Below are 12,630 nucleotides of genomic sequence, written 5' to 3'. Positions count from 1 at the left end.
AAAAAGACTCCAGATTGTTGGATAAAATTCAGAATTGAATATTATGATTCCTGAAGTAATTAATAATTATTTGTGTCGAAAACCCAGAAAACCGCTCGTTCCCTATCCGGAATTGCCGGCATCGTGGCGGTTGCCACACTGATTAGTAAAGTTTTTGGATTGGTGCGTCAGCAGGCGATCGCGGCGGCTTTTGGGGTCGGGCCAGCGGTTGATGCTTATAGCTACGCCTACGTGATTCCGGGCTTTTTGTTGATTTTACTGGGTGGGATCAATGGCCCATTTCACAGCGCGATCATCAGTGTCCTGGCTAAACGCGATCGCTCGGAAGCCGCTCCCATCGTAGAAACGATCACAACCTTTGTGGGAGCGATTTTACTGCTCGTCGTCCTGGTTCTGGTTCTATTTTCCGGCGTCTTCATCGACTTGATCGGGCCAGGGTTAACACCCCAAGTGCGTGCGATCGCCATTCAACAACTGCAAATTATGGCTCCGATGGCTGTCCTTGCCGGACTCATCGGGATTGGCTTCGGCACCCTCAACGCGGCTGACATGTACTGGCTCCCTTCAGTCAGTCCTTTATTTTCCAGTATCACCGTGATTGGGGGAATCGGGATTTTAGCTCTGCAACTAGGCAGTCAAATTACCGCCCCCAAATACGTCATGCTAGGCGGCATGGTTTTGGCATGGGGGACACTCAGTGGAGCCATCTTACAGTGGTTAGTCCAAGTGGTGGCTCAGTGGCGGGCGGGTTTAGGGACGTTACGCCTGCGGTTTAATTGGAAGCAACCCGGAGTGACTGACGTTCTCAAAATCATGGGGCCAGCCACCCTTTCCTCCGGGATGTTGCAGATTAACCTTTACACCGATTTGTTTTTCGCCTCTACCATCCCCGGCGCAGCGGCGGCTATCAGCTATGCAGGCTTATTAGTGCAAACGCCACTGGGAATTATTTCCAATATGATTTTAGTGCCGTTGATGCCAACATTTTCCCGACTTGCCGCTCCCGAAAATTGGCCTGAACTCAAGCAGCGCATTCGTCAGGGATTACTCCTTACCGCCATTACCATGTTGCCTTTGGGTGCCTTGATGATGACGTTGGCGGTTCCCATCGTACAAGTGGTTTATCAACGTGGAGCCTTCCAAAGCCAAGCTTCAGAACTCGTTGCTTCCTTGCTGGTAGCCTACGGGGTTGGGATGTTTGTCTACTTGGCACGCGATGTCTTAGTGCGAGTGTTTTATGCTTTGGGTGATGGTGACACACCTTTTCGCATCAGTATCGTCAATATCTTGCTCAATGCCGTGCTAGATTACGTTCTCGTGAAACGTTTCGGTGCTCCGGGTTTGATTTTGGCAACGGTGACAGTGAATTTTACTTCGACAATCGCGCTACTTTGGCTATTGAATCGCAAACTCCGAGGGTTACCGTTGCGAGAATGGAGCTTACCGCTCCTAAGTTTAATCGCTGGCAGTGTTTTGGCGGGGTTGGCTAGCTGGGGAGTCAATTGGGGTATTCAGCAAGTTTGGAGTGCTGAAGGATTGCTGGTTGGACTGGTGCAATTAAGTCTATCTGGTAGCGTGGGCTTAGGCATCTTTGCTCTGATTGCCACACGGCTCAACTTACCAGAAGTGGATATGTTTGCCTCTCGTATCCGCCGCAAGTTAGGGAGGTGATAAGCTCAGGACTTACGCAACTGGCTACGCTATCCGCTACATGTAGGGGCACGGCAATGCCGCGCCCCTAGAAGATGGTGTATTAACCCAGAAAATGCGTAAGTCCTGAAGCTGTGATGTATTTCTTTTAGCTGTTAAGGTCGCAGGGGAGCGGAGCCGGAACTCATACGAAGACGGGGGAGCGGAATTGACGCCTGTCCCATTCGTGATTCAAATCACATCTAAGGGTTGATCGGGTGCGCCCTAGCTTGTCCTGGAAATCACCTGTTTAGGTTTTAAATATCACCTAGTTTTATGACCTATTTCAAAGCATGTCTAGGGCTAAAAATTGTAGATTTAAACAGTCAAGCAATCCCGGTTAACGCCATGGCAGCTTTTGATTCCAGCAATTTTTATAACTCACAAATCTCTCCTGAAACCTTAGACAAAAAAAATTTCGGCACAAAAAAATACTTATTAAATCAACCCGATTTTAGAATATTTCCGAATTGGTCTTCCGAGAGTCGAACAGGGGATAAAAGTTGGTTGGATGACGAACACCTAGCCGATGAGCTCGCGCAACTGTTCATTAGAGATGAAATATTGGATGACGAGCAGTTAGCTGATGAACTAGCGAGTGTAGCGCAGTATTTGCTGGAAGCTCAAACGGTTTTAGTGGCTTGTCCCAAGAATATGCCCTCCTGGGAGAATGCTTGGTGGGGGGAAAATGTACTTAAAGAGTTAGGCTAATTTTCTCTAAGCGGCTTGTTAAAAAGTTTTGAACCAAACACGATAAAAGACAACTAAAAAATAGAGGCTAAAGCCTCTGTGAGTTGTAGGTTGTAACAAACAATGAAAGTTATTGTTGTTGAGGGTTGCTTCTTGCCTTTTACCTTTTGACTTTCCCGGCCGATGTCAGTCTAGGCGATTAGTGTCGTTTGCCTAACCCCTCATCCATTGGAGGTTAAAGGTTACGCTGATACTCTTCGAGTAAATCCATCAAATTAACCTGGCAACTGGTAGGGAGTAGGTCAAGTAACGAAACTTGTCGCTTACCACCACCCAACTGAACATGAATATCTTCTAGAATGCGGACGACTTCCCTTTCTTCTAGTGTGTTATTGGTTAGCAGGGGATAGACTCGTTCTGCCACAGTGGTATGCAGATGGGCATCCCTCAAGTAAAGGTGCCATTTGGCAATGTCGATGTAAATGTTTTCCCCAATCTCAGCCGCGAGGGCTTCGATGGATTCTGTGGTGTTGGTTCGACGCATAGGAATTAACCAATTTTACGGGTGTCGATGCCTGTGTGATCCATATTAATGGGGCATTTGGCGAGGTTGGTTGAACTTTAGGAAGATTTTGTGGGGCTATCCTTGGACGGTACGAGGGAATAATTGGCGATCGCAAAGATATAAATTGCATGTGCTAGCAAAATCAATGCCCAGGTTCCAGTCACCCAGGCCGCCCAACTCCAGTTGGTATGATATAGGGTTCTAAAAAACCAAATCCCAGAGTTAAAAGCCGCAAAAAGAGCCACATGTACGGCAAAGTTCATCCGGTCATCTAAGCGGCGATAGTCTGGGTCATTGCGATCGGGTTTGCGAGGCCAACGAGGAGGCATAGTATAGCTGTCAGTGGTCAGGGTTCAGTGGTCATTTCTAGCCACTAGCTTAATTCTAAGCCTCTAATTGACAACATCCTCCTCAAGGAGGTAATCCCCTGACTTGCCGCCTGTCTTGCTCAATAGGCGAATCGATTCAATCTGGATAGACTTTTCCAGGGCTTTGGCCATGTCATAGAGAGTGAGGGCTGCAACAGAAACGGCTGTCAGCGCTTCCATTTCCACACCGGTTTCGGCTTTGGTGGTGACAGACGCCTGAATCTGATATCCGGGTAACTGAGGATCGGGAGTGAGTTGCACTTCTACTTTGTGCAGGGGCAAGGGATGGCACAGGGGAATCAACTGGGAGGTTTGTTTAGCCGCCATAATACCCGCCAGTCTTGCTGTTCCCAATACATCTCCTTTGGGAGCATTACCCGCTTCAATCGCCTCAAACGTAGCGGTTTGCATCCTAACTTGGGCGGCGGCGATCGCCTGACGTCGGGTAGCTACCTTGCTGGAAACATCCACCATCTGGGCTTGACCCTGAGGATCTAAATGAGTCAGGGGTTGAGTTGAAAAATTTTCTTGCTGCATTTGAGTTAGGTGTGTTATTGTTATTAATCGGTGGGTGACTTAAACAAGTGACTCCATCAGGGGCTTGTAGCTCAGTGGACTAGAGCACGTGGCTACGGACCACGGTGTCGGGGGTTCGAATCCCTCCTAGCCCGTCCCAGAAGGCAGAAGATCCAGAATCTTCTGCCTTTTTTTGTTGTCAATTGACTCATTATCTGTCGCTTGGGAGACTTGTCTCAAGGGGAAACGCCAGCGTCAGCAGTTGGCTGAAAGTAATTTTGACAAAACTGGCAACCATAAATAGGGGGTGGGGGTTTACCTCCCCTCAGGTTGAGCTAGCTATCATAGATCCTATCAGGGAGCTTTTCTTGAACCTGTCGCTTTCCGAGTGCAGTTGGATACAAGATTTATGCCTTTGGTTCTGGAGTACGCTGTTGCGAGTGTCAGCGTCTCAGGAAACAAGAATCTGTTAGGTTGTCCAAAGATTATAGAGGAACTGATAAATGAGCCTTGGTAGTGACGAAAAAGGCGTCATTTTAATTGTTGACGACAACCCAGATACTTTGGATTTGCTATTCTTTGTTTTGAGTGATTCTGATTTTACCGTCTTATTAGCGAATAATGGCAAAATTGCTCTCCAGACCGTCGAAGAGGCTCATCCCGATCTGATTCTTTTAGATGTGATGATGCCGGGAATTGATGGGTTTGAAATCTGCCGCCGTCTGAAAGCGAATGAGTCAAGCCAAGACATTCCAGTCATTTTTATGACAGCGCTTTCCGATACAGAAGATAAGGTCAAAGGTTTTGGTGTCGGGGCAGTAGACTATATCACTAAGCCAATTCAGGAAGAAGTCCTGAAAGCGCGGATTACGACTCACTTAACGATCCGGAACCTAAATCGTAGCCTGGTTGAGCAGAATAAAAGACTGCAAGCGGAGATTAGGGAACGTCAGAAAAAAGAAGAGGAACTGCGACTCTCGAACCAAGCGATCGCCGCGAGTAGTGATGGTATTGTCATCGCTGATGCCAGAAAACCTGACATGCCCATCACCTATGTCAATCCGGCATTTGAACGACTAACCGGCTACCAAGCTGAAGAGGTGATAGGACGAAACTGTCGTTTTCTGCAAGGCAATGACACCGATCAACCGGCCCTCAATGAACTCCGCGAGGCAATCCGAGAAGGGAGGGGCTGCAAGGTTATATTATCCAATTATCGCAAAGATAAGACCCTTTTCTGGAATGAATTAAGTGTTTCACCGATCTATGATACAGAGGGCAACCTCACTCATTTTGTAGGGATTCAATCGGATATTACTGAGCGCAAGGTAGCGCAAGAAGCACTGCACTACCAACAGGAACAAACAGAGAATTTGTTGCTCAATATTTTGCCTAAGCCAATTGCCGAACGGTTGAAACTGGAGCCAATCACGATCGCTGATAGTTTTGAAGAAGTTAGTGTTCTATTTGCTGACCTTGTTGGCTTTACTGAGTTCTCAAATCGGCGCTCGGCAAAAGAATTGGTTGAGGTTTTGAATGTGATTTTCTCAGGGTTCGATCAACTCGCCGACAAACATGGTTTAGAGAAAATTAAAACCATTGGTGATGCCTATATGGTAGTCGCAGGTCTCCCCATGCCCCGACCGGATCATACCAGTGCGATCGCCCATATGGCTCTCGATATGCAACAATCACTGATTCAGGTCAATGCTAAAACGGGTGAATCCTTTAGTATGCGAATTGGCATCAATTCGGGTTCAGTTGTCGCGGGCGTGATTGGACTCAAAAAATTCAGTTACGATTTGTGGGGTGATACCGTCAATACTGCGAGTCGGATGGAATCTCTCGGCATTCCTGGTACCATCCAAGTTACGGCACAAACCTATGAACGATTACGAGACCAATTTATTTTTGAAGAGCGAGGTATCATCCCAGTCAAAGGCAAAGGCGAGATGACCACGTATTTGCTTAAAGGCAGAAAAAGTCAGCTATAAAAAGAAAAAATATAAAATAATGTGTCAACTAAAAACATCTATATCAAGGTATATTTTTTTAGGGGTTGCAATTATTATTCTTCTGCTATCGCCATCTTATCTCATGAATAGTTACCATGAATAATTTTTGCCCTATAAAGCGATTTGATCACATAGAATTCTATGTGGGAAACGCTAGACAGGCAGCGCTGTTTTATTCCCAGTTTTTGGGTTTCACCATTACGGCATACCGAGGGTTAGAAACAGGTAGCCGGGAAGTCGCTTCTTATGTAGTAGAACAAGGAGATATTCGATTTGTTTTAAGCACGGGATTGAGTCCCGAACACCCAATTTGCCAAAGTGCGCTGAAGCACGGCGATGGAGTTGCCATTATCGCATTGGAAGTGCCAAATGCAGTCAGTGCTTATAAGGAAACGACGGCTAGGGGGGCAGTCAGTGCGATCGCGCCTACAGAAGAAGAGGACGGATACGGACTATTTTGCTACGCTGCGATTCAAGGTTTTGGAGATACATTAATCAAATTTGTCGAACGAAGCGATTACCAAGGGATATTTGCTCCTGGTTTTGTACCTAGATATAGTAATAAGCCATCCAGCGCTAGTCTATCTTCAGGGATACGCTATAACAACGGAGTCGGACTGCTCAACATTGACCATGTTGTTGGCAATGTCGAGTTGGGAGAAATGGAGCGATGGGTGCAATTTTTTGCGGACACGATGGATTTCCGCCTCTTGAAACATTTTGATGACCAGACCATTTCTACTGAGTACTCGGCTTTGATATCCATCGTCATGCAAGATGAGACTGGCAAGATCAAAATACCCATTAACGAACCAGCCAAAAGCAAACGGAAATCGCAAATTGAAGAGTACCTAGAATATAACCACGGCCCAGGAGTGCAGCACATTGCTTGCCGAACAAATAACATTATCGAAACCGTTTCTCAGATGCAGGCAGCGGGAATCGAATTTCTTCGCATACCGAGAAATTATTACGACGACTTGGAAGCACGGCTAGGAAAAATTGATGAGCCAATTAATAAGTTAGCGGAACTGGGAATCTTGGTGGATCGGGATGAAGACGGATATTTACTGCAAATTTTTACCCAACCCGTGCAAGACCGCCCGACTCTGTTTTTTGAGATAATTGAACGGCATGGGGCGGAAGGCTTTGGTGAGGGAAACTTCAAATCTTTGTTTGAAGCGATTGAACGGGAACAAGCCATGCGGGGAAATTTTTGAAATTTTGAGTGACTGCATTACCTCAAACGACTCAGTCGCCTCTCAACAAGGAGCCAGATAAGCAGTTATTCTAATTGAAACCTTCGTTAGCGATCGCCCCTCCATAGGAGTGCCGCAGTTGTTCACGTCCTTCACTCCCAAGGTTTCATGAACGCATCAACAATTACGCCTACATCTACCTGGAGTCCTTTACGTCAGCCTGTGTTTCGTGCCCTTTGGATGGCATCTGCGGTGTCCAGCATTGGCACTTGGATGCATGATGTGGGGGCTGCATGGCTGATGACTTCTCTCTCGCCTTCACCCTTTTTAGTGGCACTGATGCAGGCGGCATCAAGTTTGCCGTTTTTTCTACTCGCATTACCCGCTGGTGCGATCGCAGATGTGGTGGATCGGCGCAAGATGCTGTTATTCACCCAAGGTTGGATGCTGGTTGTAGCCGCATTGCTTGGAGTATTAACAGTTACAGGTATCACTACTCCTTGGATACTGCTAGTACTCACGTTTGCCCTCAGTGTCGGGAGTGCGATGAACATGCCCGTCTGGCAAGCGATTGTCCCGGAATTGGTGGCGAAAGAGGAACTTTCCTCCGCCGTCACCTTAAGTGGGATTGTGATTAATTTATCACGTTCCATTGGCCCGGCTGTAGCGGGGATAGTGATTGCGGCGACAAGCACGGGTGTTGTTTTTCTGTTAAATGCGGCTTCATTTGTGGCGGTAATGCTGGTGCTTTATCGTTGGCAAAGAACCACCCAAACCAGTGCCTTACCCGCCGAACGGTTTGTGGGAGCGATCCAAGCAGGGATTCGTTATGCACGCTTCGCTCCCCTGCTTCAGACGGTGTACATTCGTACAGCCGCTTACATTATGTTTGCAAGTGCATTGTTTGCCCTATTACCCCTTTTAGGACGCCGAGAATTAGGTCTGGATGCATTAGGATATGGTATAATACTAGGCTTTTGGGGAATCGGTGGGTTAACGGGAGCGTTTATTATCCCCAAAGTGCGGCAAAAAACGTCCATTGACCATTTGGTTGCCGGGGCATCAGTGTTGATGGGTGCGATGATGCTCGTGTTAGCCTCTGTCCGCAATGTCTACCTGATATGTGGGGTAATGTTCGTGGTGGGGATTGCGTCCCTATCTGTGATGGTGAGTTTGAGTGTGTCGGCTCAAACGGCTGTTCCGACTTGGGTACGTGCCAGAGCGATCGCAACTCAGATGTTGGTGTTCCAGGGATGTATGGCAGTGGGGAGTTTATTGTGGGGTGCGATCGCGCAACGGACTGGAATCTCCACTGCCCTCACTGCCGCTGCCGTAGGATTGATGGTGTGTGTGGCACTGACGACTCGCTATCGTCTGCGGTGTGTAGAGAAATTCGACTTATCAGCCTCGCTACACTGGAATCAGCCGGTTCAGGTTTTTGAGCCTTGCCCCAATGACGGGCCGGTCATGGTTACACTGGAGTATCGCATTGATGCCGCTAATGCTGAGGAGTTTACCAAGGCGATGCAGGCACTGAGTTTAATTCGTCGTCGAGATGGGGCGATTCAATGGGGATTGTACCAAGATTTATCTGACCCTGGTCGGTTTGTGGAAACGATGGTTGTGGAATCTTGGGCGGAACACAAACGGCAATTTGAGCGGGTGACGAATGCAGATCGGGTAATTGAAGATCGTGCGCGTGCGTTTCATGTGGGGGATACGCCGCCGAAGGTTTCGCAGATGATTTATGCGGATTATGTGGAGGGAAGGGGGATGCGGCAACCTTGTTGAAGTTGAGCGTTGCGAAACCGAACATTTAGTAAAGATCCATAATTGTTCTTAGCTGATAAACAAGGCTGCCGATGATTAACGTGATCGTCAAACCTAATACCATTGAGTTGCCAGCAGGAGCAGTGGTAAGAGTCCCTGGAACCTGGCAGGACTATCAAACTTTGCTTGAACATTTAGGCGATCGCACTTCCCCCCGTGTAAAGTACTGCAATGGAGAACTGCTGCTGATGGTTCCTTTGCCCGAACATGGCAAGCAACTGGATATTATCGTGGACATGGTAAAAGTGTTGCTACGTCATAGAGGACTGAGGTTCGACTCTTACCATGAAACCACGATGGATTTGCCAGAGCATAGTGGTGTCATTCCTGACCATTTTTTCTATATTGGTGAGCTACCTGTGGTGGGAAAACGTCGGATTGACTGGAGTACCGATGCTCCACCGGACTTGGCGATTGAGTGTGATGTAACCTCATTCACCAGCGTTAATGATTATTTGCCTTATCGAGTTAGGGAACTTTGGATCGTTCGCCGACAAAGGATTGAAATCTACCAGTTCCAGGATGAGCGCTACATTCTCGTTGAGCAGAGTCAGTTTTTCGGTGGATTTGACCTGAATGACATCTTTTCTGAGTGCATCGCTGATGCATATCAATTTGGATCGGGCGCGATTGATAAATTGAGCGATCGCTTTCCTCGTCAACTTTGAAATGCCATAGTCGCGAAGCGAACCGCCTTCGGCATCGCACCATTTGTCGTAGGGAAGCAATGCTCCTACTCCAGCCGCTAAGCTAAAACACAGAATAGAATACGGTTGGTTTAAGCTCATGTTGTGGGGATATAGTCTAAAGAAAGGTAGCGATCGCCGCTAACCCTAGGCGCGAGGCACACTATGACTACTGCTGCTCAAACCCTGAGCTTAGAGGAGTTCCTCAAACTCCCAGAAACCCAACCAGCATCAGAATTTATTAATGGGGAAATCATTCAGAAGCCAATGCCTCAAGGTAAGCACAGTTTAATTCAGTTTGAATTGTGCGAGGCAATCAATAAAGTTGCTAAACCCCAAAAAATTGCTTTAGCATTCCCAGAACTACGCTGCACTTTTGGGGGTGATTCAACGGTTCCCGATATTGCCGTATTTCGGTGGAAAAGAATCCCTATAGAGCCATCGGGTCAAATTGCGAACCGCTTTGAAACACATCCTGATTGGGCGATAGAAATTCTTTCCCCAGACCAAAGACAAACCAAAGTCCTCGGCAAGCTGCTTCATTGTTCGCGTCACGGCACTGAGCTAGGATGGTTAATCGATCCAGAAGAAGTAAGCATCCTGGTCATCTTTCCCGGTCAGCGAGTGGAATTGTTAACAGGAGCTACACCTTTGCCAATTCTAAATGGAGTTGAGTTAGAACTTACTGTGGAGCAGGTTTTTGGCTGGTTGACGCTGGGTTGAAGTGCGATCTGCCCAAAGCAGCAGCACTGGACTACGTCCCGCTTCGCTAACGCTATCCTCGTTAACGTTGAAGTGTGAATGCTGCATTTGGCGTTGATGTTGGACGGGAGGAGATGTTGGGTAACAAGAGCGTCATCCTAACCTACGGCGATGGACGATCGCACTCAGTAAATTGTTAGGCTAGTTTAGGTAGCTGACTTATGTGATCGCAAACTTCTCTCCATGAGCAATGATGAATCCTCACGGCTTACTAAGGTTCGGATTGAAACGCCCAGCCAAGAAGATCGTTATCAACTAAACAAAGAAACGGTGTTGGCAATTCCTTTAGGTAAGCAACTCTACCGTTTGGAAAATGTTCCGTTCTATCCTTTTGACTTGAGTTTACATGACATTGTCCGTTGTCACGAATCAGACGATGATATGCCTGTTGTCACTGAGTTAATTCAAGCCAGCGGATGTAAAACATTGCGGGTTATCTTTTGCGAGGAAACATCTGAAGAAAACTGTGTTGACATTATTTGGGAACTTCGTCGCAAAGGAATTGATAACGAGAAATTCTATTTCAAGTGTTATGGTTTTGTAGTTGAGCCTAACCAGGATTATGAGGCAGTTCGCAATTACCTACAGATAAAAGAAGAAGAAGGGTACTTGTGGATCTACGAAAGTGACGAATAGTTACTGTGAACTAAGTAATGCTAGGTCACTGTGGATTAAACAATATTCCGCCCTACTCTTCCTCGTCGTCAACTTCATTTTCATCGTCGAGCTCTTCGCCAGTCTTAGCTTGCAACTCGCCATAGAGACGTTCAAGCCTCGCCCTTCTGGTGCTTAGCTGCTTGAGTCGGTTGTTATGAAACTCTATTTGCGAACTGTGATATGCCGTTAACTCATCATTTTCATCAAGCAGTTCGCGGATAATTCCCCCAGCAGTAGTTCCTCTGTGAGTATCGCTGAATCGATCCGTATCTCTCCCCTGGCTAACCTCTGCACTAACTGAGATCTGGACATCCCTAGAGCTTTGGCTTTCTGACGGAATAGTTCCCAGTCCCTCGGCTCGACGCGCAAGGTCACTGTCTTCGTGTTCCTGTCTGATTTTGGTCTGCCGCGCTTGTTCGTCATTCCCCTTCCTCGTCTTCAACCTCATCTTCATCGTCGAGGTCTTCGCCAGTCTTTACCCTTAACTCTTCAAACAGTTCTTCAAGCTGGCGCTGCCTTCTTTCCAGCCTTTCTACTTCAGACTTGTAATGAGCCAACTGAATGCCGTTCTCCTCAATCAGTTGGCGAAGGATTCCCCCAGAAATCGTTCTTCTGCTAGTTCTGAAAGGTTCCCCTGAATCTCCCCTCTGGCGAATCGCTCCACCAGTTCTGATCTCGTCATTCCCAGTTGCTGCGCTTGAGATTGCAGAAGCGTCCACCCCAACGGAGTGATCATCAGCGATACGTTTTTCGCGTTTTCCCTGGCTGACTTCGGTCTGCCGCGCTTGCTCGTCATTCTTTTTTGGCTCTGCCATAAACTATCCCTAAATTATCTCATATATGTAAATGTGATATTGACTTTTGATTATTGCATACATAAAATACAAATAGCTGATTTTCACATATGTCAGTCAATAAAGTTCCTTACAGGCGATCGCTAATCAGAGCGCAGCGATCGCTCTTTTTGAAGACACTACCCAGATTTTGACAATGAAACACTCCGACTGGCTTCGCCTTCAAACAGAGGGCGACAGAATCTGTGCAACCATGCGCCAACAGGGATACAAATGCCAAAAACAGACTCGACGCCTATCCTGGAAGCTTTGCAAAGAGGATCAGGACGATTACATTCTCACATTCGCACCAGCACCCGTCAGCGATTGGACTTTAATCCCCAACAATACCAACCCAGAACGGCAACAGCTTTGGCAACTGATTGAGCGCACCTTAACCAACATCAGGGGAGAACTTATGAAAACGCCCCAAGAACGTAGTTTACAAATTGAAGACTACTCCCGTCCTTGGGCAATTATCCGACTTCTACCCAATGCCCGACGGTATACAGTTGCGCGGTTTGCCAATCGTCAAGATGCAGAAGATCATCGACGATTTCTCAACCGCTTCATCCCGGCGGCTAAATTTGAAATCCTCTTTGATGTTCCCAACGAACAACTGCAACAAGCAACTTACCAACAAGAAGATTAAGCTTCTTGCCCAAATGCTATACCCCTCCCCAACCCTCCCCTTACTAAGGGGAGGGAGCAAGAATCAAAGCCTCTCTGGGCTAAAAAAAATTATCCGCTTCCCTCTCCTACAAGGAGAGGGTTAGGGAGAGGTGGAGAGAGGTTTGGAGAGAGGTCAGACTGTATCTCA

The 12,630-nt window shown here is 47.2% G+C and carries 14 protein-coding genes and 1 tRNA gene; 10 read left to right on the top strand and 5 right to left on the bottom strand.

Translation table 11 applies throughout. The features are described from left to right. Positions 1–72 precede the first annotated feature (72 nt). Together murJ and NDI48_19865 are read left to right on the top strand one after the other, a co-directional pair. On the top strand, positions 73–1,671 hold the full coding sequence (gene murJ, locus NDI48_19870; protein ID MEP0833427.1) for a murein biosynthesis integral membrane protein MurJ: 1,599 nt from the start codon (positions 73–75) through the stop codon (positions 1,669–1,671). Positions 1,672–1,965: 294 nt separating this feature from the next. Next, positions 1,966–2,400: a hypothetical protein gene (locus NDI48_19865; protein ID MEP0833426.1), complete on the top strand. Its 435-nt coding sequence runs from the start codon at positions 1,966–1,968 to the stop codon at positions 2,398–2,400. 214 nt (positions 2,401–2,614) lie between these two features. On the opposite strand, the gene NDI48_19860 is transcribed toward NDI48_19865, so the two are convergent. The 3 genes from NDI48_19860 to moaC all read right to left on the bottom strand — a co-directional run bounded on the left by NDI48_19860 (position 2,615) and on the right by moaC (position 3,849). Beyond that, the gene (locus tag NDI48_19860) at positions 2,615–2,923 is read right to left on the bottom strand and encodes a DUF3181 family protein (GenBank protein ID MEP0833425.1); all 309 of its coding nucleotides are present in this window, start codon (positions 2,921–2,923) and stop codon (positions 2,615–2,617) included. 77 nt (positions 2,924–3,000) lie between these two features. Continuing rightward, positions 3,001–3,273, bottom strand: a complete 273-nt coding sequence (locus NDI48_19855; GenBank protein MEP0833424.1) for a 2TM domain-containing protein — start codon at positions 3,271–3,273, stop codon at positions 3,001–3,003. A 63-nt stretch (positions 3,274–3,336) separates the two neighbouring features. Next, on the bottom strand, positions 3,337–3,849 hold the full coding sequence (gene moaC, locus NDI48_19850) for a cyclic pyranopterin monophosphate synthase MoaC (protein MEP0833423.1): 513 nt from the start codon (positions 3,847–3,849) through the stop codon (positions 3,337–3,339). Between the two features lie 60 nt (positions 3,850–3,909). Here moaC and NDI48_19845 point away from each other — a divergent pair. The 7 genes from NDI48_19845 to NDI48_19815 all read left to right on the top strand — a co-directional run bounded on the left by NDI48_19845 (position 3,910) and on the right by NDI48_19815 (position 10,956). Next, positions 3,910–3,983, top strand: a tRNA-Arg gene (locus tag NDI48_19845). A gap of 348 nt (positions 3,984–4,331) precedes the next feature. After that, positions 4,332–5,822, top strand: a complete 1,491-nt coding sequence (locus tag NDI48_19840) for a response regulator (protein ID MEP0833422.1) — start codon at positions 4,332–4,334, stop codon at positions 5,820–5,822. 164 nt (positions 5,823–5,986) lie between these two features. Beyond that, positions 5,987–7,063, top strand: a complete 1,077-nt coding sequence (hppD, locus tag NDI48_19835; GenBank protein MEP0833421.1) for a 4-hydroxyphenylpyruvate dioxygenase — start codon at positions 5,987–5,989, stop codon at positions 7,061–7,063. 147 nt (positions 7,064–7,210) lie between these two features. Then, a complete protein-coding gene (locus NDI48_19830; GenBank protein ID MEP0833420.1) occupies positions 7,211–8,833 on the top strand; it encodes an MFS transporter in 1,623 nt (540 codons plus the stop codon). Positions 8,834–8,904: 71 nt separating this feature from the next. Further along, positions 8,905–9,540: a Uma2 family endonuclease gene (locus tag NDI48_19825; GenBank protein MEP0833419.1), complete on the top strand. Its 636-nt coding sequence runs from the start codon at positions 8,905–8,907 to the stop codon at positions 9,538–9,540. 183 nt (positions 9,541–9,723) lie between these two features. Beyond that, complete coding sequence (locus NDI48_19820; GenBank protein MEP0833418.1) at positions 9,724–10,281, top strand: Uma2 family endonuclease; 558 nt, start codon at positions 9,724–9,726, stop codon at positions 10,279–10,281. A gap of 222 nt (positions 10,282–10,503) precedes the next feature. Beyond that, positions 10,504–10,956: a DUF4265 domain-containing protein gene (locus NDI48_19815; protein MEP0833417.1), complete on the top strand. Its 453-nt coding sequence runs from the start codon at positions 10,504–10,506 to the stop codon at positions 10,954–10,956. A 52-nt stretch (positions 10,957–11,008) separates the two neighbouring features. Here NDI48_19815 and NDI48_19810 read toward each other — a convergent pair whose 3' ends face one another. Together NDI48_19810 and NDI48_19805 are read right to left on the bottom strand one after the other, a co-directional pair. Further along, positions 11,009–11,419 carry a hypothetical protein gene (locus tag NDI48_19810; GenBank protein ID MEP0833416.1) on the bottom strand — a complete coding sequence of 137 codons (411 nt, stop codon included), beginning with the start codon at positions 11,417–11,419 and terminating at the stop codon, positions 11,009–11,011. Further along, on the bottom strand, positions 11,397–11,792 hold the full coding sequence (locus NDI48_19805) for a hypothetical protein (protein MEP0833415.1): 396 nt from the start codon (positions 11,790–11,792) through the stop codon (positions 11,397–11,399). Before NDI48_19805 ends, NDI48_19810 begins: the two co-directional genes overlap by 23 nt. 175 nt (positions 11,793–11,967) lie before the next feature. Here NDI48_19805 and NDI48_19800 point away from each other — a divergent pair, with 175 nt between their 5' ends. Continuing rightward, the gene (locus NDI48_19800) at positions 11,968–12,462 is read left to right on the top strand and encodes a hypothetical protein (GenBank protein MEP0833414.1); all 495 of its coding nucleotides are present in this window, start codon (positions 11,968–11,970) and stop codon (positions 12,460–12,462) included. Positions 12,463–12,630: the final 168 nt, after the last annotated feature.

Source organism: Microcoleus sp. AS-A8, assembly GCA_039962225.1.
Classification (GTDB): domain Bacteria; phylum Cyanobacteriota; class Cyanobacteriia; order Cyanobacteriales; family Coleofasciculaceae; genus Allocoleopsis.
The sequence above is the reverse complement of the archived record's forward strand: the minus strand, read 5'-3'. Positions and strand labels throughout refer to the sequence as shown.